Genomic DNA, 24,487 nt, shown 5'->3' on the forward strand with positions numbered 1-24,487 from the left:
TATCCGGTCGAGTGCCGCGCCTCCACGATCGTGCGATGCGCTAGCCTCTTCCGGCAAGCCCGCCACGCCGGTCGCCGGAACTCTGACACCCCGACGTACGGCGGTGACCGCCGCGTCCTTTTCCGGACCGACGACGGCGTGACGGGGTGCCGGGTTTGTGCCGGACGGGCGCCGCCGATCCTCCGGTAGGCAGACGACAACGCAATTGGCGCGTGATTTGCTGCCATTGCGCCACGTGAGCCACAGCGCCGACGAGGCGTCCTTCCGTCACGTCGGCGGGGGACCGAAGGGTCTATTCCTCCTCCTCCGGTACGTCTTCATCATCAGCGCCTCGTACCTGGTGCTGTCCTACCGGTCGACGCCGTCCGTGGCGCCGGCGACCGCCCTCATGATCGTGGCGGCGCTGGCGAGCAACGTCGGCCTTGGCCATCTGCCGCCCGAGCGGCTGTTCTCGTGGTACATCGAGGCCCCGGTTCTCGTGGCCGACACGCTCTGGGTCTCGTGGAGCCTCCATGCCGCCGGCGTCACGGGCCAGGAGTTCTTCCTGCTCTACTTCTTCGTGCTCTTCCTGTCGGCGATCGGCGAGAGCCTCACCATGGTCGTGCTCGGCACGACCGTCGTCAGCGCCGCCAACGTCTACCTCATGGCCGGCCCGAACTTCTGGATGGGCCCCCATCTCCTGCGCATCGTGTTCTTCTTCGCCGTCGCGCTCTTCTACGGGCACGTCATCACGCAGATGCGCCACGAGCGTGGGCGGGCCGACCGCGGCTTCGCCAAGGCGCACGAGCTCGAGGAGCGCGTCGCCGAGCGTACCGCGCAGCTGCGCAAGCTCTACGAGGCCGCCACCACCGCGAACGCCCTCAAGTCCGAGCTGGTCGCGAGCATGTCGCACGAGCTGCGCACGCCGCTCAACGTGATCCTGGGCTACAGCGAGATGCTGATCGCCCCGGAGCACGACCTGGCTCCCGGGAGCCTCGCGCTCACCAAGCGCATCCGCGAGGTAGCCGAGGACCTCCTGCGGCTCGTGAACGGCCTGCTCGACCTCGGCAAGCTCGAGGCCGGGAAGGTGCCGGTCAGCATCGATCCGCTGCCGCTCGATCGCTTCATGCACGATCTTCGCGAGCGTGAGCGCATGCCGCTGCGCGCCGGCGTGAAGCTCGACTGGGAGCTCCCGCAGGATCTGCCGGTCATCGAGAGCGACCCGGAGAAGCTCTTGATCGTGCTCGAGAACCTGATCGGCAACGCGATCAAGTTCACGATCAATGGCGCGGTCACGATCGCGGTCCGCGACCTCGCGCGCGAGCGGCAGGTCGAGATGAGCGTCACCGACACCGGTCCCGGCATCCCCGAGGCGCAGCTCTCGCGGATCTTCGAGCCGTTCTGTCAGGTGGACGGCGGGGGCACCCGGCGCGACGCCGGCTTCGGCCTGGGCCTCGCCATCGTGCGGCGATACGTGTCGCTGCTCGGTGGCAATCTTCGCGTCGAGTCGAGGGTGGGCAAGGGAACGGTCTTCACCGTCCAGCTGCCCTACAGCCCGCCCGCGGAGAGCCCCGCGTCCCCGCTCGTCGAAGAGGCCGCGGCGCAGCCGACCGCTCGCAAGGTGTCGGACGCCGCCTGAGCGGCGCCCCGCTCACCGCCAGCCGAACATCAGCCCCATCAGCTGCTCGATCTGCCTGGCGCGTCGGGTCGAGTAGGGGAACCACTGCTGCTCGGTCTTGCGGCGCCGCGGCTCGACCAGCATCGCCTGGCGGACGCAGAACTGGCGCAGCCCCTCGGCGCCGCCGTGCCGCGTACCGACGCCGCTCTGCTTGACGCCGCCGAAGGGCAGCCCCGCGACCCCGGCCGATATCACGCAGTCGTTGACGCACACGTTGCCGCTCTCGATGCGGCCCGCGAGCGCCATGCCGCGCTCGAGGTCCTGCGTCCACACGCTCGCGTTGAGGCCGTACGAGGTGTCGTTGGCGAGCCGCAGCGCTTCGTCGGCGTCGCGCACGGGCATGACGGGGACGATCGGGCCGAAGGTCTCCTCGGTGAGGAGCGACATCGAGTGGTCGACGTTCGCGACTACGGTGGGCTCGAAGAAGAGGCCCTGCGCGCTCTCGACGCGCTTGCCGCCGCACAGCACCTTCGCGCCCTTGGCGACCGCGTCGGCGAGGTGGCGCTCGACGATCTCGATCTGCTTCGGGCTCGTGAACGGCCCGTAGTCGATCTCGGCGTCCGGGCCGTTCGCGCCGGTGCGGACCGCACGCATCTCGGCGACGAGCTTGTCGGTGAACGCTTGGAGGACCGGGGCCTCGACGTAGACGCGCTCGACCGACATGCAGACCTGGCCGGTCATCATGCAGCCGCCCCAGGTCGCGGCCTTGGCGGCACGGTCGAGGTCCGCGTCACGGAGCACGATCATGGGATCCTTGCCGCCGAGCTCGAGCAGCACGGGTGTCAGGCGCCGGCTGGCGCGCTCCATCACGCGACGGCCGGTCTCGGGCGATCCGGTGACGCAGATCATGTCCACCTGGTCGACCAGTGCGACGCCGGTCTCGCCGGCGCCGATCACGACCTGCAGGACGCCGGGCGGCAGCACCCGGTTCATGGCCTCCACGGCGCGTCGGGTCGCCAGCGGCGTCAGCTCGGAGGGCTTCACCACGACCGCGTTGCCGGCCAGGAGCGCAGGGACCGCATCGCCGAGGGCCAGGTTCAACGGTGCGTTCCACGGGCTGATGATGCCGACGACGCCGTGCGGCTTGTAGACGACGTAGCCGCGCTTCCCGAACAGAGGCCGCGTGCTCACGCGCTCTCTGCGGAGCCACTTGGGCGCGCGCCTGGCGAGATACCCGATGTCCATGCAGACGCCCATCAGCTCGCCGGCGACGTCGAAACGCGCCTTGCCGGTCTCGCGCTCGAGCAGGTCGAGGATCTCGGCGCGCACCTTCACGATCTCGCGCCGTGCGCGCTTCACCAGCGCGGCCCGCTCGCGCACGGGCAGCGCCGCCCAGGCGGCTCCTGCGGCGCGGGCGCGCGCCACCGCCGCGCCGACCGCCGTTGCGTCGTCGATCGGCAGCTCGCCGACCACGGTGCCGCGCGCGGGGTCGCGTACGACGAGCGTCGCGGCGGGCATCGAAACTGCTCCGGTGGCCATGGGACCTCCCTTACGAGAACGACATCCTGTAGAGCATGTAGTAGATGAGCCAGCCGCTCGCCGCCACGTAGAGCCAGATCGGGAGCGTCACGCGCGCGAGGCGGCGGTGCGACGCGAAGTCCCGGCGGACGGCGGCGAGGTAGATGAGGCGCATCGCGAGCGGCCCCACCGCGATCGCGAGCACGATGTGCGGCGCAAGGTTCGCGAGGTAGAAGGTGCGCCACCATCCGGTGCCCGCAAACGGCTTGGAGCCGTAGAGGCTCCAGCGCGTCACGTAGGCGACGAGGAAGAGCCCGGCGAACGCCGTCGCGGCCAGCATCGCCGCGCGGTGACGCTCCATGCTGCGCCGGGCGCGGATGAAGTACCACCCGACCAGCAGCGAGAGGCCGGAGAGCACGATGAAGGTCGTCGAGACGAGCGTCAGGCGTTCCTGGGTCACGCCAGAGGTGTAGCGCAGACCGGCGCCCGAACTGAAGGGCCGCGTTGCCTCGGCTGCGACGGTGGTGTTAGGCCGTCTCCATGGCCATGGAGCTGCGAGAGATCGCCCCCGGCGTCTACACGTGTCTGCAGGAGGAGCGCGGGCTCGGTACCAGCAACTCGGGGCTCGTCGATCGCGGCGGTGGCCTCGTCGTCGACACCTTCTGGGACCTGCCGCACACGCGCGAGCTCCTCGCCCACTACGGCCGCGTCTGGCGCGCGCCGGCGCGCCGGGTGGTGAACACGCATCACAACGGTGACCACGCATGGGGGAACCAGCTCTTCCCGGGCGCCGAGATCATCGGCCACCGCCGGTGTGCCGCGAGCTTCGGCCGCGAGCGTCCCGAGACGATGCAGATGCTGCGCAGCCAGGTCGCGAGCGAGAATCCCGTGCTGCGCGCCCTCGCCGCGAAGCTCGCGGACTGGGACTTCACCGGCGTCGAGCTGACGCCCCCGACGACGCTCATGGACGACCGGATGGATCTCGATCTCGACGGCGTGCGGGTCGAGCTCCGCTACGTCGGGCCGGCCCATACGGCCGGCGACGTCATCGTCCACCTGCCGGCCGAGCGCGTGGTGTTCGCGGGCGACGTGCTCTTCCGGCTCTGCACGCCGATCGGCTGGGACGGCACGTTCGAGGGCTGGACGCGCGCGCTCGACGAGATCGTGGCGCTCGATCCGGCCGTCGTCGTTCCGGGCCACGGGCCGCTGTGCGGCGTCGAAGGACCTCGCGAGATGAAGGCGTACCTCGAGTACGTGCGCCGCGAGGCCCGTCGCGGCTTCGACGCCGGGCGGACGGTCGTCGAAACGTCGAAGGGAATCGATCTCGGACCCTACGCCGCCTGGACCGAGCCCGAGCGCATCGTGTTCCAGGTCGAGCGCGCCTACCGCGAGTTCCGCGGCGAGGCCTACGATGCGCCGCTCGACGTGAACGTGCTCTTCGCCGGCATGCACGAGGTGCGGACGGCGTACGACGCGCGTCGCACGCACTGATGCGTCGCGCGCTCGTGGTGGTCGTCACCGCCGCCGTCGCGTTCGGCGCGATCACGCTCGTCGCCCTCGAGGGGCGCGAAGTGGTCGTCCTCGAGACCGCCGACGCACGGGGCGCGCCGCGGCGCACGCGCACCTGGATCGCGGAGGACGCCGGTGCGCTGTGGGTCGAAGCCGCCGGTCCGGAGCGCCCGTTCCTGGAGGATCTGCAGCGCACGCCGGCGCTCGTGCTGGAACGCCACGCGACGCGCCTGCGCTGCACCGCCGACGTCCAGCCGAATCCCGGCGGACACGAGCGCATCCGGCGCCTGCTCGCCGAGCGCTACGGCTGGGCCGACTGCTGGATCGGGCTGGTCGCCGACACCTCGCACTCGTTCGCGATCCGTCTCTCGTGCGCATGAGCGGACGCGTCTGGTACTTCGCGTACGGATCGAACATGCAGCCCGCCACGTTCGGCGGGCGGCGGGGCATCGTCCCCTTGCGCGCGGTCGCCGCCCGCCTCGCGGGCTGGCGGATCGTCTTCGACAAGCCGCCGATCCTGCCCATCGGCGAAGCCATGGCCAACCTCGTCGAGGAGGCCCGGGCCGAGGTTCTCGGCGTGGCCTACGAGGTGACGACGCACGACCTCGAGCACATCGACCTGACGGAAGGGGTGCTGATCGACAACTACCGGCGGGTGACGGTGCGGCTGACGACGCTCGGGGATCCGCCGGCGGCGCTCGAAGCGTTCACCCTGACCTCGGACCGTCGCGATCCGGCGCTGCGGCCGTCGCGGCGATACATGTCGCTGCTCGTCGAAGGGGCCGAGATCCACGGCCTGCCCGCCGGCTACGTGGCGTGGCTGCGATCGGTCCCGGCGGTCGAGGAGACGCCGGAGGGGGCCGCGGCGCGAAAGCTGCTCGATCGGGCGCTGAAAAAGGAACCCCGATAGCCTGTTTCGGCGGCTTCGGAGCCGCCGCCCGCCGGTGCTGCGGGGGCTATCGGGGTTCGGTGGTGCCTGGGTCCCCGTAGGGTGACCCAGCGACGTGTTGATCTGGGTCCGACCTAGGAGGCCACCACCTCACAGATCACCGTAGGGGATAACGTCACTGGATCACCTCCTTCCTCTCGGCGAGAACCCCAAGGCAGGTCCAGATCCCCGCCGCCGAGGTGCGACCGCCAGTTGCCGTACCTCGGCCCCGGTCACCAGCCAACGCCGGCGCTGGAGCCTGTGTCTGCTCCGACCGGGAAGCCATGCTTACACGGTACTCTCGGGGCCCTGGGCTGTCCACCCCGGCGCGGCGTTCTCGGGCGCGCGGCGGCTACTTCGAGCGGGCGAGCGCGACGACGACGCCTGCGCGACCCGCAGGCCGCGTCTCGTCCGCGTCGGGAACGGGTATCGCACGTGCCGCAGCGACGAGGAGGTCGTCGACGGCCGAGAGGATCCGGCGGATCCGGCCCCACATGGTTGCCGCGGCGAGGTCGTCCTCGATCACGAACTCGCCGTCGAGGACCTCGAGCGACCGCTCGAGGGCACGCGCCTCGTCGGCCGCGAGTCCCTCCGGCCGCAGCGTCTGCGAGCCGTAGTGGCGCGCGATCTCCTCGATGCACGCGATGCGCTGCGAGAGCTGTCCTATCGCGACGCCGAGGGCGTAGCGGTGGCGCTCCACGGCCGCCCCGTCGGCGATGCCGGACCAGAAGTGTTCTTCGAGATCCGCGTGCAGGCCCCGCAGGCAGTCGAGCTGGTGGTCGAGGTCGAGGGTGGGCAGTGCCATGCCTCATCCTACCAGCAACGAGCGTGCCGCAAACGCCCCGCGAAGCTGCGTCGGAATGTCGTGCGGTCGTCCAATCGAGCGGAACAACGTCCAAGATTTCGGACGTTCAGGACGTAGGGACGATGGTAGCCAGGCGATCCCGCGCCGCCTCGACGATGCCCCCGAGGTCGGTCGCGCAGATGGGGGGCAGCTTGCCGGTGTTGCCGGCCTTGGTCACCAGCCTGCTCGCTTTGGCGAGCTTTGCCGCCGCTTTCTTCAGCAGCCGTGCTACCTGCCGGTCGACGGTCGTCGACTGCGCACGTGCGAGGAGGTCGTCGCCGGAGGCCACGAGCCGGGGGATCTTCTTCGGGAACTTCACCCCCGCGCACGACGCGGGCGGGAGCTGCGCGAGCACGCAGCGCGCCCCGTCCAGTCCCGGAAGGGCACAGGGCAGGGTCGTGGTGGTGGTCGTCGTCGGGCCGCTCCCCGGCGTGGTCGTGGTCGTCGTGGTCGGCACGATCGAGTTGGGGATGGGGTTCGGATCGACCACCTCGAAGTCGTCCGCACCGACGCCGGTGTCGTCGGCGAAGTCGAGGAGACCGGTGTTGCCGCGGTCGATCCGCCGGCGGATCGCCTTGCCGTCCGGGATTCCGGACGAGGCCGCCGGTGTGCACACGAGCGGTTGTCCGTTCGAGCAGACACCCGCCGTGTCGCCCGTGTAGTTGCCCCACGAGACGCAGTCGATGATGTCGAAGCAGATCTTGCCGCCGCTCGCGACGAACGTCGGCGTGGTGGGGAAGTCGGGCGTCACGCCGAACGCGCTCGCGACGTCCGTCGTACCGACGAGGATGGTCGCCTGGTTCACGTCGTTCGTGACGTCGGAGGGGAAGGTGAAGCCCGGCAGCGGCGTCCCGGTCGCGTCGTAGAACGTGATCGGATGGCTCGTGACGTCACCCTGCCCATCGCCGATCAGCTGCAGCATCACATAGAGCGCGGTCGGGTGCGCCGTGGAGCCCGGGAACATCTCGCGGATCTTGATCAGCACGAAGGCGCCCGCCGGCTGCGCCGTCGCGGCGAGCACGAGCGCGAGGAGTCCGAGCACGGCGGCGCGCATGAGCTTCCCTAGGCCCTCGCGGTGACGATCCAGGCCGCCGACGACATGACGACCCCGCGAGGCGTGGCATAGGGCGCGAGCGCCTCCCGCATCGATGCAGCCACCTTGGCGAGCGCATCGGCAGGGGCTTCGCGAAGGATCGCAGCCGTGGGCCCGAGCTGCAGGACGAACTCCACCGCATCGTCGACGCTGCCGCCGCCGATCTCGACCGTTGGAGTGAAGGCTTCGAACACGATGTCACGCAACCCCGCGTCCGAGAGGATCCGCGTCACCCGATCGCGGTCGGCGAACGCGAACGGGCCGGGTGCGCCGGGCGCCGGCGGCGGTGGCAGCGCGACGTGCTGGGCGGCGGCGCCGATCGGGACGAGCATCCACGGGTTCTCGGTGAGGGCCTGCCAGCACATGAACCCGACCCGGCCGCCGTCGCCGAGCGCCGCGCGCAGGTTCGCGAACGCGGCCGTCGGGTCGGCGAAGAACATCACCCCGAAACGCGAGAAGACGACGTCGGCTCCCTGGGGCCGAAAGGCGTGTGTCTGGGCGTCGGCGACGAGAAGCTGGACGTTGCGCACCCCCTCGGCGACGGCGCGATCCCGAGCCCGGGCGAGCATCGGCTCGGAGATGTCGACGCCGAGCGCGTGCCCCGAGGATCCCACGCGCCCGGCGATCGCGAGGGTGGTGTCGCCGCAGCCGCAGCCGACGTCGATCACCCGCTTGCCCGCGCCGATCCCGACGGCGTCCATCACCGCCGTCCCGAACGGCGCGAGCATTTGATCGAGCTGGGCCTGGCGGGCGACCCACTTGGGGCCCGACTGGTCGTTCCAGTACGTGATCTGCTCGGCATTGGGCCCGGTCGCGTCCATCGGCCGAGGACGCTGACACAGCCCGATCCGGGACGCCAGTGTACGAAGGTATCATACGCGGATGCGCTGCCAGGCCTCGCCGCCCATCCGCCACACCTTGAGACCCGCGCGGACCGCATAGTCCCCGATGAGCACCGCCCAGAGCCACGGGGTGGAAAGGTGAAGCGCGTGCGTCACGACCCACGCGAAGGCCAGTCGGAATCCGTAGAGCCCGGCGAACAGGGTCGCGAGCGGGTAGCGGGTGTCCCCGGCGCCGCGCAGCGCCCCGCCGAGCGCGTAGTCGACGGCCATGAGCGGCTGGCAGGCGCCCAGCATGTAGATGAACCAGCGCGTGTCCTCGATCACGAGCGGGTCGTCGACGAAGACGCGCGCGATCGCGGTCGCGAAGACGAACAGGACGAGGCCTGCCCCGGACATGAGGACGAGACACATCCGGGTCGCCGCCCACGCAGCCTCCTTGGCACGTGCCGGGTCGCCGGCGCCGAGGTTCTGGCCGACGAGCGCCGCGGCCGCGATCGAGAAGCCGATGCCCGGCAGAAAGGACAGCGCGAGGATGCGCACCCCGATGAAATAGGCCGCGACCGCGGCCGTCCCGTACGCGGACGCGAAGACGAGGTAGACCAGGAAGCCGATCTGCATCGCGAGCTGCTCGAGGCCCGCCGGTGCGCCGATCCGCGCCAGGCGTCCGATCGTCGCGCGATGGAGGCGAAGGTCCCTGCGCTCGAGCCGCAGGCGCAGGTAGCCGCCGCCGACGAGCGCGAGCCCGATCGCAGCGCCGAGCGTGAACGCCGTCGTGCTGGCGAGCGCGGATCCGCGCACGCCGAGCGCCGGGAACCCCAGGTGTCCGAAGATGAGCGCCCAGTTCGCGATCACGTTGACGACGTTCACGACGAGACCGATGGCGAGCGGCGTGCGCGTGTCCCCGGCGGCGCGAAGCGCGGCGCCGACGACGAACAGCACCGCGCCACCCGGGATCGAGAGCATGACGAGACGGGTGAAGGCGACACCGAGATCGACTACGGCGGGCGTCACGCCGAAGAGCCGGACCAGGGCGGGCGTCCAGACGATGACCGGCAGCACCGTCGCCGCGCCCGCCGTCGCCGCCAGCAGCACCGACTGGCCGAGCACGCGCTGGGCGGCGGCGGGCTCGCGCGCCCCCACGTGCCGGGCGACGAGCGCGACCGTTCCCGTGCCGATCGCGGTCGTGACGACGCCGACGGCGCCGAGGATCTGCGCGCCGACCCCGACGCCCGCGACCGCGTCGGCGCCGAGGCGCCCGACCATCAGCATGTCGAAGAGCCCGACGGCCGCCTCCGAGAAGAGAGTGACGATGACCGGCCATGCGAGCGCCCACACCGTGCGGCGCAGCTCCGCGCGCGGCGTCGCCTCGACATTGCGGGCGCCTGCTGGTCCGGATAGGTCTCGCGCCATGGAACGCGTCACCGTGTACCACAACCCGGTCTGTGGGAAGTCGCGCGGCGCGCTCGATATCCTGCGCGAGCGCGGCGTCGAGCCCGAGGTGGTCGAGTATCTGCGCACGCCGCCCGATCGTGCGACGCTCGAGCGGTTCCTCGGTCTGCTCGCCGGGCCGCCGGCCGATCTCGTGCGCAAGGACAAGCGCTTCAAGGAGCTCGGGCTCTCTGCGGAGCGCTACGTCACGCGCGACCAGGTGGTGGCGCTCCTCCTCGAGCATCCCGAGCTCATGGAGCGGCCGGTCGTGATCCGCGGCAGCCGCGCGGTCATCGCGCGCCCGTCCGAGCGCGTGCTCGAGCTCCTCGACTGACGGTCAGCCGTTGCGTGCGCGGGCCGCGAGGATCGCCTGCACGAGCTCTTCGGGAACGTCGTCGCCGACGGCGTCGTGCTCTTCGGTGCACACGACCTTGCCGAGACGGATGGTCGCCGCGTAGCCGCGCAGGTACCTCACGCAGTCGGGGCACCGGGCGAGGTGCGCGTCGAACGCGCCGCGCTCGGCGAGCCCGAGGTCGCCGTCGAGGTAGTCGGCGAGGAAGTCGGTGAACTCGCGGCAGGTCATGCCGTCATCCGCGCCCGCGCCACGTCGTCGAGGCAGCGCGTGACGAGCAGCGTCCAGCCCTGGAAGCGCGCGCCGAGCCCGCGTCCGGTGTCGCCCTGGAAGTACTCGTGGAAGCGCAGGGCGTCGCGCCAGTGGGGATCGGCCGCGAAGCGGCCGTCGTCGTACGGCCGGCGGCCGTCCGGTCCGGCGACGAACGTGCTCGCGAGCCGGCGCGAGAGCTCGAGCGCCACGTCGCGGAGCCGCATCATGCGGCCGGAGCCGGTGGGGCACTCGACCTGCAGCGTGTCGCCGTAGAAGTGGTCGTAGCGCTCGAGGGCTTCGAGCAGCAGGTAGTTGATCGGGAACCACACCGGACCGCGCCAGTTGGAGTTGCCGCCGAACATGCCCGTCGTCGACTCGCCGGGCTCGTAGCCGACGCTGTAGCGCCGTCCGCCGGCCTCGAAGACGTACGGGTGCGCCTGGTGATGGCGCGACACCGAGCGGATCCCGTGCGGCGAGAAGAATTCGTTCTCGTCGAGCATGTAGCGGAGCACACGCACGAGGCGCTCGCGCGTGGGCAGGGCGAGCAGGCGGTGGCTCCCGCCGGCGCCGGTCTCGTACATGCACGAGATGGTGTCGGTGAGGTCGGGGCGGTTCGCGAGGAACCAGTTCATGCGCTTGCGGAAGCCGGGGCAGCGCGCGAGCGTGTCCTCCTCGATCGTCTCGACCGCGATGAGCGGCATCAGGCCCACCATCGAGCGGATGCGCAGCGGGACGACGGTGCCGGCGGCGTTCAGTTGATCGTAGTAGAAGCCGTCCTCGGGACACCACAGGCCGGTGCCGCCGAGGTCGTTCATCGCGCGCGCGATGTGGATGAAGTGCTCGAAGAGCTTGGACGCGAGGTCCTCGCACGCGGGATTCGTCTTCGCGAGCTCGAGCGCCATCGACAGCAGCGTCGCGCAGTAGAAGGCCATCCACGCGGTTCCGTCGGCCTGCTCGAGGTAGCCGCCCGTCGGCAGCGCCTGCGAGCGATCGAAGACGCCGATGTTGTCCATGCCGAGGAAGCCGCCGCCGAAGACGTGGTTCCCCTCCTGGTCTTTGCGATTCACCCACCAGGTGAAGTTGAGGAGCAGCTTCTGGAAGATGCGCGAGAGGAAGACGCGATCGCGCGCTCCGCGCTCGCCCGTCATCTTGTAGACGCGCCAGGCGGCCCACGCCTGCACCGGGGGATTCACGTCGCCGAACGCGAACTCGTACGCCGGGATCTGGCCGCTCGGGTGCGTGTACCACTCGCGCAGCAGCAGTACGAGCTGCGACTTCGCGAAATCGGGATCGACGCGCGCCATCGGCAGCATGTGGAAGGCGAGGTCCCAGGCGGCGTACCAGGGATACTCCCATTTCTCGGGCATCGAGATGACGTCGCGATTGTAGAGGTGGGTCCAGTCGGCGTTGCGCCCGCGCCGCCGGGACGCCGGCGGCGGCGGCTGGGCGGGATCGCCGTCCAACCACGCGCGCACGTCGTAGTGGAAGAACTGCCGCGACCACAGGAGCGCGGCGTAGGCCTGCCGCGCGACGCGGCGCTCGTCGTCGGTGAGCCCGGGGCTCGTGCGACTCGCGTAGAACTCGTCGGCCTCGCGCCGGCGAGCCTCCATGACCTCGTCGAACGGCCGTCCGAACGCCGCCGCGGTGCTGCCGCCCTGGGCGGTGAGCCGGCAGCGCAGCACGACTTCGCCTCGCGCCGGTACCTCCACGCGATGCAGCGCGGCTGCCTTGGTGCCCACGCCGGCCGGATTCACGGCGTCGGTCCGGCCGTGGACGACGTAGTCGTGGAACGCGTCCTTCGCGTACGGTGAGCCGTTCGGCGCTCCGAAGACCCGCTGCGCGTTGGTCTCGTTCTCGGTGAAGAGCCACGCCGCCGGCGCGGGCTCGACGGCGAACCGGTAGCGCCCGAGCGACTCGCACTCGGTGACGAGCGTGCGCTCGTCCTGCCGGGCGATGCGACCCTTCGGCCAGTAGCCCTCACCCGTCCGTCCCCACGCCCAGGTGTTGCGCAGCCAGAGCGTCGGCAGCACGTGGATCGTCGCGGCCTCGGGGCCGCGATTGGCGACGGTGATCCGGATGAGGACGTCCTCGGGCGCGTCCTTGGCGTACTCGACGAACACGTCGAAGTAACGGCTCTCGTCGAAGACGCCCGTGTCGGCGAGCTCGTACTCGCGCTCGCCGCGCCCTCGACGCCGATTCTCCTCGACGAGCTGCGCGTACGGATAGGCCGCCTGCGGATACTTGTAGAGCGCCTTCGCGTACGAGCAGGTGGGTGTCGCGTCGAGGTAGAAGTAGCATTCCTTCACGTCCTCGCCGTGGTTGCCCTCGGGGCCGGTGAGCCCGAACAGGCGCTCCTTCAGGATCGGGTCCTTGCCGTTCCAGAGCGCGACGGCGAAGCAGAGGCGGTTCTGTCGGTCGGTGAGACCGAGCAGCCCGTCCTCGCCCCAGCGATAGACGCGGCTGCGCGCGTGGTCGTGCGGGAAGTAGTCCCAGCACGTGCCGTCGGCCGAGTAGTCCTCGCGGACCGTGCCCCACTGGCGCTCGGCGAGATACGTTCCCCAGCGCTGCCAGTTCTGCGTGCGCGCCGAGTCTTCGGCGAGACGGCGCGACTCGGCGTCGACCGACGGCTGGCTCGTCCAATGGTTGTCGATGGCGGCGTGCGTCATGTCGCGTGGCCCCGTGGGGGCATCCTCCTGCGACCTTCGATGCCGCGTCGGTTGCTGCGTTACGCCTCCGACCGATCTCGGCCGACCCAGAGGAATCCGACCACGATCCAGCCGGCGAGGCTGCAGAGCGCGCCGACCAGGAGGCTCGTGGCCGGGTACTCGAAGCGGATCCGATGCCGTCCCGGCGGCACCAGGACGCCCCGGAAGAGCTCGTTCGTCGGAAAGATCTCCGCCGCGGCTCCGTCGACCGTCGCGACCCATCCGGGAGCGTACGTGTCGGCGAGCACGAGCAGGCCGGAGGCTGCGAGCTCGGCTTCGATCTCGACCCGCTCCGGCTCGTCGACGACGATGGTCGCCGCGTGCCCGCGCGACGCCGCGGGATTGCCGATCGGGCGCAGGTTCTCGACCAGCGCGGAGCCGAGCGGATCGAACGCGGGCGACGCGAGACGAGCGAGGAGCTTCGGCTCGCCAGGGGCCGCTTCCGTGCGGTAGACGACGTAGGCGCGCGGCAGCGCGCGCGGGTTCTCGAGGATCGTGAAATCTTCGACGTCGTCGACCGCGCGCATGCCGCGGGCCTCGAAGGCGTTCCTCAACTCCCGGCGTCCGCCCTTCGGGACGACGACCCAGCGCACCGCCGCCACGTCGAGGAGCTGCGCGCGCGCCACGAAGTCCTGTGGCCTGTTGATCCAATCGAGCGACGCCGGCGCGGGCCGTCGGTTCCTGCTCGGCAAACCGGGGAACGCGGCGCTGAAGTACGCGTTCTGTCGTTCGAGCAGGAGCGGCTCGTAGTCGAACAACGATCGCACGCCGTGGAGCGTCGCGAGGCGCGGGAAGAGGTCCGTCAGGCGATCCTGCGCAATCCACACCCGGCCGTCGCCCTGGAGCGCCACCAGGCGCTCGTAGAGGGCGTCGCGGCGGTGATACCGCGCGCCTGCAGCCGCGTCGTAGGGTAGGAGCCCGGGAAGGGGTGCGACGCCGACCAGCGCGAGCGCCGCGACGGTGACCCCGAGCGCCTGCGCCGGGGCGCGTGCATCCATCCTCGCGGTCGCCGCGATCGCGAGCGCGACCGCGCCGAGAAGCACGCCTACGATCGCGTAACCCTCCCAGAAGAGATAGGCGGCGGGTGCGAGAGGGAGGAGGAGCAGGGCGTCGCGCGCCCGCGACGGACGCGTGTCACGAACCCAGCGCAGGAGGACGTCGGTGCCCGCGGCGGCGAGGAGGGCGAAGGCAAATCCCGCGAGCACGAGGATGCGCGCGGGCGTCCGGAACCAGGTGAGGAGCGGGAGTCCCCGGTAGAGCGCGAAGGTCGCCGGAATACCGGGCCCGAGGGAGAAGCACGACGTGAGCGCTATCGTGCCGACGGCCCACCACACGACGGCGCGGGCGTCGCGCGCCGCGACCGCGAACGGCACGAGCGACCAGCCGACGGCGGTGAACCCTGCGAAGCCTCCGGCGACGAGCACGCTCTGCAGCGTTCCCCCGAAGCCGGCGGGGAACATGCTCGCGAGGTCGAGCTCCCCGGCCCCCCGCAAGCCGGCGCCGGCGAGCTCGCGTCCGGGCAGGAGCGTGATCATGCCGGCGAGCGTGCCGACCCCGATCGCGATGCCGAATGCGATCGCGACGCGCACCTCTCCCGCGATCGAGCGTCCGTGCGCGAGGAGCAGGGCTACGAGCAGCGTTCCCCACGCGTAGAGGATGAACACGGTTCCCTGCGGGCCGCCGGCGAGCCAGCTCATGCCGAGCGTGGCGGCGAGCGCGGCGATCCACTTCCGGCCTCCCTCGACGACGAGCCCGTGGGTCGTGAGGCACCCGAGCGGCAGCCACGCGACGGCCTCGAGCAGATACGGCCACGCGAGCCACTCGGAGAACATGCCGCGCAGGACGAAGAGCAGGGCACCTATCGCTGCCGCCGCCCAGCCGAAGCCCAGGCGGCGCGCGAAGGCCGCCGTCGACACCGCCGCCAGGAGCACGTGCAACAGGGTCGAGACGAAGAGCGCCGCGTACGTCGGCAGCACGAGATAGAGTACGTGCGGCGGATAGAAGAAGCCGGTCTGGAGCGACCCCAGCCACGGAAAGCCGCACGACTGATACGGATTCCAACGCAGCAGCTCGCCGCGCGCGAGGTGGCCGAAGAACGCGGCGTAGCTCGGATAGAAGTAGATGCGGAGGTCCGCCGTCCGGACACCCTGCGCGTCGACCGGCGTGGCCAGGCGGACGTACCACACGACGGCGACGAGCAGGCAGAGCCCGGCCGCGCGGACCGCGATCCCTCGCTTGGGCACGCGCACGAGGAGCTACGCGAGCGCGCGCGTGGGGGTCAAGCGTCGGACGCTACGGCTCCACGACCTGGACGGCGTGACCGTCGGGATCCCGAACCGTCGCGCCGCGATGAAAACCCTCCGGGTCCGCCGGCACGTCGACGGCGCCCGCGGAGACGAACGGCGCGCTCGCGGCCCGCAGCTTCGCCGCCGCGTCTGCGACGCTCGCCGTCGCGACGCGCGTCTGCCAGTGCACGAGGTCGTTCGCGCGCTCGTCCGCGGGGTACGGGCGACCCGTGCGCGGCACCCGGTACTCGAGCAGCTCGATGCCGGGTCCCCCCGCCGCGCGCAGGCCCGTGATGTGGAGCCGCGCCCCCTCGACGTTGTTCAAGTGCTCCTGCTCGACGCCGAAGTTGTCGCTCGTGCCGACGACGTGCAGGCCGAGCACGCCCTCGTAGAACCGCAGGCTCGCGCGCGTGTCCGCGACCACGATCGCGGTGTGGTCGATGCCCAGGAAGAGGCTGCCGGTCTCGCGCTGCCAGCGCGGGTCCCCCTTGCCGGGCGGGAAGTGGATCAGCTCGAGCGGATGGCCATCGGGATCCTTGAAGTAGAATGCCTCGATGCCGCCCGCGTCGACGTTCCAGTCGGGCAGCCGCTGCGGGCCGGTCGACGCGTGCTCGACCCGCTGCGCGCGCAGCGTGGCGTAGGCTTGCTGCATGTCGCGCACGACGATCGCGACGTGCTGGAACCAGCGGTCGTTGCTGCGTGCGTCGTCGGGGGCGCGGCGGCCGCGCGGGGCGATGAACTCGGTCAGCTCGACGAGCTCGTCGCCGAGCCGCAGGCGGACGATCCGGAGGCGGCAGCCGAAGACGCCGGTCAGCTTCTCGTACTCGGACCCCGCCACCTCGACGTCCGATACCTTCTGGAACGGCAGCACGGTCGTGTAGAACGCGAGCGATCGCTCCATGTCGGAGACGGTGAGGCCGATCGACTCGACCGCGGTGACGAATGCCGCCGCCCGTGCGGTGCCGAGCGCGAGAACCGCGAGGAGGACGAGCGCGCGCGTCACCGCATGCGGGCCTTCAGGTGGTCGCCGACGCGGATCGCGTTCGCCATGATCGTGAGCGCGGGGTTCACCGCCGACGCCGACGGGAAGAAGCTCGCGTCGACCACGTAGAGGTTGTCGACCTCATGGGCGCGGCAGTCGACGTCGAGGGCGGACGTCCTGGGGTCCCGGCCGAAGCGGACGGTGCCGTTCTGGTGCGCCACGCCCGCGAGCGGGATGCGCCCGGGCACGTAGGCCTGGAGCGGGATCAGGTGCTCGTGGTCGCACTCGATGTGCTGTAGGAGCCCCTTCAGCTTGCCGGCGAGACGCCGGTGCGCTTCCTCGTTGTTCGGCGTGTAGGTGAGGCGGATCGTGCCGTCGCGATCGACCGTCACCCGGTTCTCCGGATCGGGGAGATCCTCGGACGTCATCCAGAACGGCACCGCGTGCTGCGCCATCAGCTCGAGCGTCATGCCGGGGACGACACGCGGCGCGCCCTGCCGCAGGACGTTGCCGTCGATGTTGCCCATGAGCGAGATGTGCCCCATCGGGTAGTCCCACTCGCGGGTCGCGAAGTAGAAGTCGTTCAAGCCCAGCGTCTTGTTGAGCCGCGTCGGGTTCGGGTGGCGCGAGATGGCGAGGAACATCGAGTTGAGATGGCACATGTAGTGCCGCCCGACGACGCCGGAGCCGTTCGCGAGGCCGTCGGGATGCCGCTCGCTCGCCGAGCGCAGGAGCAGCGCCGCCGAGTTGATGGCGCCCGCCGAGACGACCACGATGCCGCCGCGGTAGGTCTCCTTCGCACCACCGCGCAGGACGTGCACGGCCGCGACCTCGCGTCCCGACGCGCTCGTCTCGAGGCGCGACACGCACGCATTCGTCACCAGCGTCACGTTCGGGTGCTGGAGCGCCGGGTCGACGCACACGACCTGGGCGTCGGCCTTGGCGTAGACGAGACAGGGGAACCCGTCGCACGTCCCGCACCGGATGCACTTGCTCGTGCGGGGGCTCTTCTCGTCGAGCATGAGCCCGACGGGCATGGGGAACGGCCGGTGCCCCTGGCGATGGAGGCCGTCGAAGATCTCCTGGATGCGCGGCTCGTGGCTGACCGGCGGGTGCAGGTACGGTGCGCTCGCGGGCGGCTCGGTGGGATCCGCGCCGCGCAGCCCGTGGACCTGATAGAGGTGCTCGGCCTCGGTGTAGTACGGCTCCAGGTCCTCGTAGCGGATCGGCCACGCCGGCGAGACGCCGCCGTGGTGGCGGACCTCGCCGAAGTCCTCCTGGCGCAGGCGGATCAAGGCCGCGCCGTAGAACTTGGTGTTGCCGCCCACGTAGTAGTGCGCGCCGGCGTGGAACTCCTTCCCGTTCTTGTCGCGCCACGCCTCGGTGATGTTGTAGCGACCCTCGGCGACGACGGCGTGCGAGTCCCAGTTCTCGCGCTCGCGCGGGACGTAATCGCCGCGCTCGAGGATGAGGATCCGCTTTCCCGTCGGCGCCAGGCGGTGCGCGAGCGTCCCGCCGCCGGCGCCCGAGCCGATGATGATCACGTCGTAGTCGTTCTCGTGGGGCATGCGGTGGGTCCTCCGTGGTGGGCTACGGCCGTCGAGTGGCCGCCGCCGAGCCCAGACACGCGAAGTCCTTCGCGAAGCAGAGATCGAGCGACCAGTCGAGCGCGACCCGGACCTTCTTCTCGAGCCGCGGCAGCTTGCCGAGGTAGATCGTTCGCCAGAGCCACCACGCGACGAAGCCGGAGAAGTTGACGCCGAGGACGTTCGCGACGCCCGTGCGCCGCCCGATGGCGGCGAGCTGCCCGAGCGTCGAGAAGCGGAAGCGCTTCTGCGGTCGTCCCGCCAGCGTGGCGATCGCGTTGCGCGCCGCGACGGCGGCTTCGCGGATCGCGTGCTGCGCGGTCGGCGGGTGGTAGCCGCCGGTGCGCGGGTTCGGCACGAGCGCGCAATCGCCGACCGCCCACACGTCGTTCCGGCCCCGTACCTGCAGGTGCTCGTCCACCGCGATGCGGCCGCGCTCCTTGGGCACGTCGAGCGCGGACAGGATCGGATGCGGCGCCGTCCCGGCCGTCCACACGAGGGTCGTCGTCGGGATGCGGCTGCCGTCCGTCAGCTCGACCGCCCCATCGCGATAGGCCGTGACCTTCTGTCGGGTCACGATCTCGACGCCGCGGGCGGCGAGCCTTCGCTGCGCGTAGGCGCCGAGCCTCGAGTCGAGCTCGGGGAGGATCACCGGGTCGGGTGCGACCAGCACCGTGCGCACGAGATCGGGACGGAGGTTCGGGAAGAACGGGAGCGACTCGTGCACGAAGTCGTGAAGACCACCCAGCGTCTCGACACCCGCGAACCCGCCGCCCGCGACGACGAAGGTGAGGAGCGGCTGCCGCTCGCCCGCGGCGCACTCGCCGTTCGCCTCTTCGAGCTGCGCGATGACCCGGCTGCGCAGCGCCAGTGCGTCGTCGAGCGACTTCATCGTGATGGCGTGCTCGGCGACGCCCGGGAGGCCGAAGAAGTTGGTGGTCGACCCGAGCGCCAGGATGAGGCGATCGTACGGCAGCTCGTGGCGATGTCCGTCGGATCCGTGCGAGACCTCCACGGACCGTCCGGCGAGATCGATCGCCTCCACCCGCCCGACGAAGGTGCGGACGCGCCGGAGGAGCTTGCGCAGCGGGTTCACGATGGTCGACGCCTCGAGCTCGCCCGCCGCTACCTCGTGTAGCATCGGCGTGAACAGGAAGAAGTTCTCGGCGGCGACCAGGGTGACCTCGACGTCGCGCCGGCGGCCGACGAGCCTCTCGAGCTCGAGCGCGGCATAGACCCCGCCGAAGCCCCCGCCCAGGATCAGTATGCGATACGTGCCGTCCATGCCCACGGCGGTCCGATGCCGCGGCGATCGGACGGTTTCGCGCTCGACCTTGCGTCGTCGCCGGGCCTGGTGGAGGAAGGCCGCGTGACCGAGCGGGATCAGCGGCAGGCCGAAGACGCCGCGCTGCGCGCCATCGTCGAGGGCGTCGAGGCCGAGACCGGAGACGAGTTCTTCGCCTCGCTCGTGCGCCACCTCGCCGGCGCGCTCGGCGTCGCGTACGCGTTCGTCTCCGAGCTGTCGGCCGACAAGCTCCGCTTCCGGACGCGGGCGGTCTGGGGGCGCGGGGCGCCGCTCGACAACATCGACATCCCGGTCGCGGGGACGCCGTGCGAGGCCGTCCTCGCGGGCGAGATGTCGCACCACCCGGACGGCCTCCAGGAGCGCTTCCCCGAGGACGTCGGGCTCGTCGAGTGGGGTGCCGTCAGCTACTGCGGCGTGCCGCTGCTCGACGCCGCCGGCGGTGTCGTCGGGCATTTCGCCATCCTCGACACGAAGCCCATGCACGACCCCCGCGGCATCCCGATCATGCGGATCTTCGCGGCGCGGGCCCGCGCCGAGATCGAGCGGCTGCGCGTCGACCAGGCGCTCCGCGAGAGCGAGTCACGCTTTCGCGACCTGTACGAAGAGGCCCCGCTCGCCCACTACTCGGTCGGGACCGACGCGCGCCTGCGCCGCTGGAACCGCAAGATGCTCGAGCTGCTCGGCTACTCCGCGGAGGAGCTCGCGGGGAGACCGATCTGGGACCTGTGGGCCGACACGCCGGAGGGCAAGCCGCGCGGCATGAAGGCGCTGGCGCGCTTCCGCGCCGGCGAGGAGATCCACGACGAGGAGATCGAGTACCGGCGCAAGGACGGCACGTCGGTCTGGGCTCGTCTCTCGGTCCGGCCGATGCGCGACGAGCGCGGGCAGGTCGTCGCGACGCGCTCGACCCTGGCGGACGTGACCGAGCTGCGGCGCGCGGAGGCGGCGCTGCGCGCGAGCGAGGAGCGCCTGGCGCGCGTGCTGGCCTCCGCCATGGACGCGATCGTGACCGTCGACGGGGGGCGCCGCATCGCGATCTTCAACGAAGCAGCCGAGAAGATCTTCCGCTGCCCCGCGGCCGAGGCCCTGGGGCGACCCGTCGACCGTTTCCTCACGCCGGGTCTGCAGCAATCGCTCGAGGCCTTCATGCGCGCCTCCACGACCGGCGGCAACGTGCGCCCCTACGTGTGGGCGCCGGAGGGTTTGCGGGCGCGCGATCGCGCCGGTCGCGAGTTCCCGGTCGAAGGGACGCTCTCGCGCGTCGGCGTGGCGGGCGGCTCGCTCTTCACGCTCATCCTGCGCGACGTCGAGGAGCGGCAGCGCGCCGAGACGGAGCTGCGCGAGCTCAACCGCCAGAACCTGTACCTGCAGGAGGAGATCAAGTCCGCCCACAACTTCGAGGAGATCATAGGGCAGGGCCGCACGCTCGCGATCGCGCTCGAGAAGGTGAACCTGGTCGCGCCCACCGATTCGTCGGTCCTGATCCTCGGCGAGACCGGCACGGGGAAGGAGCTCATTGCCCGCGCGATCCACTCCCGCAGCCCGCGGCGCGGCCGTCCGCTCATCAAGGTGAACTGTGCCGCGTTGCCGAGCGGCCTCGTCGAGAGCGAGCTCTTCGGTCACGAGAAGGGCGCGTTCACCGGCGCCACGGAGAAGCGCGTCGGCCGCTTCGAGCTGGCGAGCGGCGGCACCATCTTCCTCGACGAGGTGGGTGACCTGCCGCCCGAGGCGCAGGTGAAGCTCCTGCGCGTCCTGCAGGAGCAGGAGTTCGAGCGCGTCGGCGGCAGCAAGACGATCCGCGTCGACGTGCGCGTGATCGCCGCTACCAACCGCGACCTCGAGCAGGCGATCCGTGCCGGCCAGTTCCGCCAGGACCTCTACTACCGGCTGAACGTCTTCCCGATCCGCCTGCCGCCGCTGCGCGATCGCCCCGAGGACATTCCGCTGCTCGTGCACTACTTCGTCGGGCGCTACGCGGGCAAGATCGGACGCAAGGTGACGCGCGTGTCGCAGGACACGATGCAGCGGCTGGTGGCGTATCCGTGGCCCGGGAACGTCCGCGAGCTCGAGAACGTCATCGAGCGCGCCGTCATCCTGTCGACCGATCACGAGCTGACGGTGGGGCCCGAGGTGCTGCCCGTATCGACGTCGACACGACCCGCGGCGGCGAGCGCGGCGCCCGAGCCTCGGCCGTCGGGGCCAGCGGCGCTGCACGAGGTCGAGCGGGAGCACATCCTCTCGGTGCTGCAGCGGACGTCGTGGCGCATCGACGGGCCGCAGGGCGCCGCCCGCGTCCTCAACATGCGGCCGAGCACGCTGCGGAGCCGGATGCAGAAGCTCGGCATCCGGCGCAGCTCCGCACTGTCCTAGGCCGGCCACTTGCAGCGGAAGATGCAGCGCTCGTGGCCCCGATGGTTCAGCTTCGCGCAGAGGATGCGCGCCATGCCCGCGCGTCGCCGGTAGAGCTCCGCCGCGAGCAGCATGCCGAGCGGTGGGGCGACCAGGTAGAGCCAGAAGGCGGTCCAGGTGTCGGCGACGACGGCAGAGCCGAAGGTACGGGCCGGGTTCATGCTCATGCCGGAGAGCGGCGCTTCGACCGCGATGTAGGTGGCGACGGCGAGGCCGCAGAAGATCCCCGTGAAGCGGGCGAGATGGCGGTCGTTCGACGTCACGAGGACCAGCAGCATGAGACCGAACGAGATCGCGAGCTCGGCGGCGAAGGCCGCCGGTACTCCCGCGGGGCCGGGAACGGTGACTGCGTAGCTCACGGCGGGGTCGGCGATGCGGGGCCCCAGCAGCAGCGCCGCCAGCGCGACGCCGCCGGCGCCGCCCGCGACCTGCGCCACGACGTAGAAGGCGGCGTCCCACGGCGCCACCTTGCCGAGCCGCAGGAACGCCAGCGTGAGCGACGGGTTGATGTGGGCGCCGGACCGCCGGCCCCACGGCGAATGGACGATCGCGATCGCCGTCGCGCCCATGGCGATGCCGACGAGGACCCGCCGCAGCGTCGCGTCGGGGAGCGCGCGGTGGATCGGCGACGCGGGATGCTCGAGGAGCGCCGTCACGAGGCACGCCGATACCATGAACGTGCCGAGCCCCCACGCCTCCATCAGGTATTCGGGCCAATGATTCTGAAGCGCGCCGATGGGCGCCGGCCGCTGCGCGGCCTTCCCCTGGCACCGGGCGTCCACGTCGTCACTCTCCCAGGAAGACGTGTGCGATCCGGATCGCTTCGCCGACCGACCAGGCCTGGAAGGGACAGCCGCGCGGGGTGTGCGGCGGCTCGGCGTCGACGATCTCGGAGACGTGCCCGAGACCGGCTTCGTCGAGGTGCGCCAGCACGGGCATGAGGAAGCGGGCTCGCGCCTGCGCCTTCGCTTCGCGCGTGCCGCCCCGCACGCGAACCCAGGCGTCGACGAACGCGCCGAGGAGCCACGGCCAGATCGTCCCCTGGTGATACGCGCCGTCGCGCTCGCGGACGCCGCCTTCGTAGTGCGGCGCGTAGGCCGCCGAGCCGGGCGCGAGCGAGCGCAGCCCGATCGACGCCCACAGGCGCGTCTCGACGGAGTCGACCACGCGGCGCGCGCGCTCGCCTTCGACGATCGGGAAGGGTAGGCCGCCGACCGCGAGGATCTGGTTCGGGCGGAAGCCGCCGTTGACGGTGCCGGGCACGTGGTCCGGATCGACCACGTCGTGCAGGCAGCCGAGGATCTCGTTCCAGAATCGCGCCTCGAAGCTCGTCTTGCCCCGCGCGTGCAGCTCGGCCCAGCGCTCGGAGCGCGCGGCGCCGATGCGGAGCGCGTTCAGCCACAGGGCCTGCACCTCGACGGGCTTCCCGATCCGGGGGGTGACCACCCAGTCGCCGACCTTGGCGTCCATCCACGTGAGCTGGAGGCCCGGAACGCCCGCCGCGAGGAGGCCGTCGCCGTCGACGCGGATGCCGTGGCGCGTGCCGCGCGCGTAGCCCGCGAGGATCGCGTCGATGGCGCCTTCGAGCGTCGCCCGATCTCCCTTCGAGATCTTCTTGCCGGCTCGCCGTGCGGCGTCGAAGAGGTCGTGCACTGCGACCACGTACCAGAGCGCGGCGTCGACCGAGTTGTACTCGGGCACTTCCCCGTGGTCGGGGAAGCGATTCGGCAGCATGCCGTCGGAGACGTGCCCCGCCCACTCGACCAGGATGCTGCGCGCGTCGTCGATGCGTCCGGTCGCGAGACAGAGCCCGCGCAGCGCGATGAACGTGTCGCGCCCCCAGTCCGTGAACCAGGGATACCCGGCGACGATCGTCTTGCCGTGGCCGCGCGTGACCACGTAGGCGTCGGCGGCACGGTGCAGGCGCGAAGGGAACGCCGCCCGTCGCCTGCGCTCTGCCGACCGGAGGGTCGCGACGTCGACGGTCGCCCCGGGATCGGTCGTGAGCACCAGCGTGGCCTCGCCCGCGGCGAGGTCGAACGAGAGCGTGCCCGGCGACGCGAGGTCCTCGACGCAATCGAGGCCGCGCGCGGCCTCCTCGTCGTAGAGGAAGTTCCGGTACCAGGTGGGCTCGTGCGTGTACGTCCCGCTCGAGATCGCGACCACCGGCGGCAGGCCCCGATACGGACGGAAGACGACGCGGCCCGGCCCGGTCTCGGCGTCGAACCGGAAGGCCGGGTTCTCGTGATGGAGCGCGTGGTAGTCGCGCCCCGACACGAGCGGCCGCACGTGCAGGCGCACCGGGCCCGCGGCGCCGAGCGCGCGCCAGGCGAGCACCGTCATGGGCGCGCCCTGCCGCACGAAGCATTCCTGCTCGATGCGGAGGCCGTCCCCCAGGGTGTACGTCCAGCGCGGCCACGGATCGGTCGCGAAGTCGACGATGCGCGACGCGCCGTCGGGCCAGGTCACGTCGGGCGTGTAGTGCTGCGAGGACAGCGCGAACGTGCCGGCCGCGGTCTCGACCCAGACCTCGAGGCCGTTCACCATGACGACGCGTCCCGCGGGCGGCGTCGTCGCAGGGAGCAGGAGCGCGTGGTAGCGGCGCGTCCGGATGCCGCTGGTCGTCCCGGATGCGAAGCCGCCGAGGCCGTCGGTCTCGAGCCACTCCGCGCCTCCGTTGCCGGGCAGGGCCATCCGGGCCTGTGATGCCACCTCCCGCGAGCCGTTTCACGGGTCCGCCGGGGACCCCGGGGCACGCAGGAAGCCGACCCGAGACTCCGTCTTGGGTCGGGAACGAGAATGATGCGCTGCTGGTACGCGCGACCGGCATACCGCGGCCGGCGAAGCCCGG

20 protein-coding genes are annotated in these 24,487 nt (G+C 71.2%); 6 read left to right on the forward strand and 14 right to left on the reverse strand.

Features of this window, described 5'->3' with window-relative positions; all coding sequences use genetic code 11:
- The first annotated feature begins 235 nt into the window (after positions 1-235).
- On the forward strand, positions 236-1,618 hold the full coding sequence (locus VMS22_15380; GenBank protein ID HXJ35414.1) for a HAMP domain-containing sensor histidine kinase: 1,383 nt from the start codon (positions 236-238) through the stop codon (positions 1,616-1,618).
- A gap of 12 nt (positions 1,619-1,630) precedes the next feature.
- Here the strand turns inward: VMS22_15380 and VMS22_15385 are convergent, their stop codons facing one another.
- Positions 1,631-3,136, reverse strand: coding sequence for an aldehyde dehydrogenase family protein (locus VMS22_15385; protein HXJ35415.1), 1,506 nt, complete (start codon positions 3,134-3,136; stop codon positions 1,631-1,633).
- Positions 3,137-3,146: 10 nt separating this feature from the next.
- Positions 3,147-3,575, reverse strand: a complete 429-nt coding sequence (locus tag VMS22_15390) for a DUF420 domain-containing protein (GenBank protein ID HXJ35416.1) — start codon at positions 3,573-3,575, stop codon at positions 3,147-3,149.
- Between the two features lie 80 nt (positions 3,576-3,655).
- Between VMS22_15390 and VMS22_15395 the strand changes: the two genes are divergently transcribed.
- From VMS22_15395 to VMS22_15405, 3 genes are read left to right on the forward strand one after another with little or no spacing between them, the layout of a single operon-like run.
- Positions 3,656-4,606: an MBL fold metallo-hydrolase gene (locus tag VMS22_15395; protein ID HXJ35417.1), complete on the forward strand. Its 951-nt coding sequence runs from the start codon at positions 3,656-3,658 to the stop codon at positions 4,604-4,606.
- Positions 4,606-5,004 (forward strand): hypothetical protein, encoded by a 399-nt coding sequence (locus tag VMS22_15400; protein HXJ35418.1) that lies wholly within the window; start codon positions 4,606-4,608, stop codon positions 5,002-5,004. The genes VMS22_15395 and VMS22_15400 overlap by 1 nt, the downstream gene beginning before the upstream one ends.
- Positions 5,001-5,534, forward strand: coding sequence for a gamma-glutamylcyclotransferase (locus VMS22_15405; protein ID HXJ35419.1), 534 nt, complete (start codon positions 5,001-5,003; stop codon positions 5,532-5,534). Before VMS22_15400 ends, VMS22_15405 begins: the two co-directional genes overlap by 4 nt.
- 370 nt (positions 5,535-5,904) lie before the next feature.
- Here VMS22_15405 and VMS22_15410 read toward each other — a convergent pair whose 3' ends face one another.
- From VMS22_15410 to VMS22_15425, 4 genes are all read right to left on the reverse strand, one after another.
- A complete protein-coding gene (locus tag VMS22_15410) occupies positions 5,905-6,357 on the reverse strand; it encodes a hypothetical protein (GenBank protein ID HXJ35420.1) in 453 nt (150 codons plus the stop codon).
- Between the two features lie 106 nt (positions 6,358-6,463).
- A complete protein-coding gene (locus VMS22_15415; protein ID HXJ35421.1) occupies positions 6,464-7,450 on the reverse strand; it encodes a hypothetical protein in 987 nt (328 codons plus the stop codon).
- A gap of 8 nt (positions 7,451-7,458) precedes the next feature.
- Positions 7,459-8,310 (reverse strand): class I SAM-dependent methyltransferase, encoded by an 852-nt coding sequence (locus VMS22_15420; GenBank protein HXJ35422.1) that lies wholly within the window; start codon positions 8,308-8,310, stop codon positions 7,459-7,461.
- Positions 8,311-8,361: 51 nt separating this feature from the next.
- Positions 8,362-9,741 (reverse strand): MATE family efflux transporter, encoded by a 1,380-nt coding sequence (locus tag VMS22_15425; protein ID HXJ35423.1) that lies wholly within the window; start codon positions 9,739-9,741, stop codon positions 8,362-8,364.
- Here VMS22_15425 and arsC point away from each other — a divergent pair.
- Positions 9,740-10,093 carry an arsenate reductase (glutaredoxin) gene (arsC, locus tag VMS22_15430; protein HXJ35424.1) on the forward strand — a complete coding sequence of 118 codons (354 nt, stop codon included), beginning with the start codon at positions 9,740-9,742 and terminating at the stop codon, positions 10,091-10,093. The genes VMS22_15425 and arsC overlap by 2 nt on opposite strands.
- Positions 10,094-10,096: 3 nt before the next feature.
- Here the strand turns inward: arsC and VMS22_15435 are convergent, their stop codons facing one another.
- The 6 genes from VMS22_15435 to VMS22_15460 are packed head-to-tail and all read right to left on the reverse strand — an operon-like array spanning position 10,097 to position 19,206.
- On the reverse strand, positions 10,097-10,342 hold the full coding sequence (locus VMS22_15435; GenBank protein HXJ35425.1) for a zf-HC2 domain-containing protein: 246 nt from the start codon (positions 10,340-10,342) through the stop codon (positions 10,097-10,099).
- The gene (locus VMS22_15440) at positions 10,339-13,029 is read right to left on the reverse strand and encodes a glucosidase (GenBank protein ID HXJ35426.1); all 2,691 of its coding nucleotides are present in this window, start codon (positions 13,027-13,029) and stop codon (positions 10,339-10,341) included. Before VMS22_15440 ends, VMS22_15435 begins: the two co-directional genes overlap by 4 nt.
- 59 nt (positions 13,030-13,088) lie before the next feature.
- Entirely contained in the window at positions 13,089-15,311 is a 2,223-nt protein-coding gene (locus VMS22_15445; GenBank protein ID HXJ35427.1) for a YfhO family protein, read from the reverse strand.
- Between the two features lie 49 nt (positions 15,312-15,360).
- Positions 15,361-16,356, reverse strand: a complete 996-nt coding sequence (locus VMS22_15450) for a VOC family protein (protein ID HXJ35428.1) — start codon at positions 16,354-16,356, stop codon at positions 15,361-15,363.
- Positions 16,353-17,903: a GMC family oxidoreductase gene (locus VMS22_15455; GenBank protein ID HXJ35429.1), complete on the reverse strand. Its 1,551-nt coding sequence runs from the start codon at positions 17,901-17,903 to the stop codon at positions 16,353-16,355. Before VMS22_15455 ends, VMS22_15450 begins: the two co-directional genes overlap by 4 nt.
- 22 nt (positions 17,904-17,925) lie before the next feature.
- Positions 17,926-19,206 (reverse strand): NAD(P)/FAD-dependent oxidoreductase, encoded by a 1,281-nt coding sequence (locus VMS22_15460; GenBank protein ID HXJ35430.1) that lies wholly within the window; start codon positions 19,204-19,206, stop codon positions 17,926-17,928.
- Between the two features lie 84 nt (positions 19,207-19,290).
- Between VMS22_15460 and VMS22_15465 the strand changes: the two genes are divergently transcribed.
- A complete protein-coding gene (locus VMS22_15465) occupies positions 19,291-21,597 on the forward strand; it encodes a sigma 54-interacting transcriptional regulator (GenBank protein ID HXJ35431.1) in 2,307 nt (768 codons plus the stop codon).
- On the opposite strand, the gene VMS22_15470 is transcribed toward VMS22_15465, so the two are convergent.
- Both VMS22_15470 and VMS22_15475 read right to left on the reverse strand, forming a co-directional pair.
- Positions 21,594-22,418, reverse strand: a complete 825-nt coding sequence (locus VMS22_15470; GenBank protein ID HXJ35432.1) for an aquaporin — start codon at positions 22,416-22,418, stop codon at positions 21,594-21,596. The genes VMS22_15465 and VMS22_15470 overlap by 4 nt on opposite strands.
- Positions 22,419-22,422: 4 nt before the next feature.
- Entirely contained in the window at positions 22,423-24,348 is a 1,926-nt protein-coding gene (locus VMS22_15475) for an amylo-alpha-1,6-glucosidase (GenBank protein ID HXJ35433.1), read from the reverse strand.
- Positions 24,349-24,487 lie beyond the last annotated feature (139 nt).

Source organism: Candidatus Eisenbacteria bacterium (assembly GCA_035577985.1).
Classification (GTDB): domain Bacteria; phylum Desulfobacterota; class Binatia; order DP-6; family DP-6; genus DATJZY01.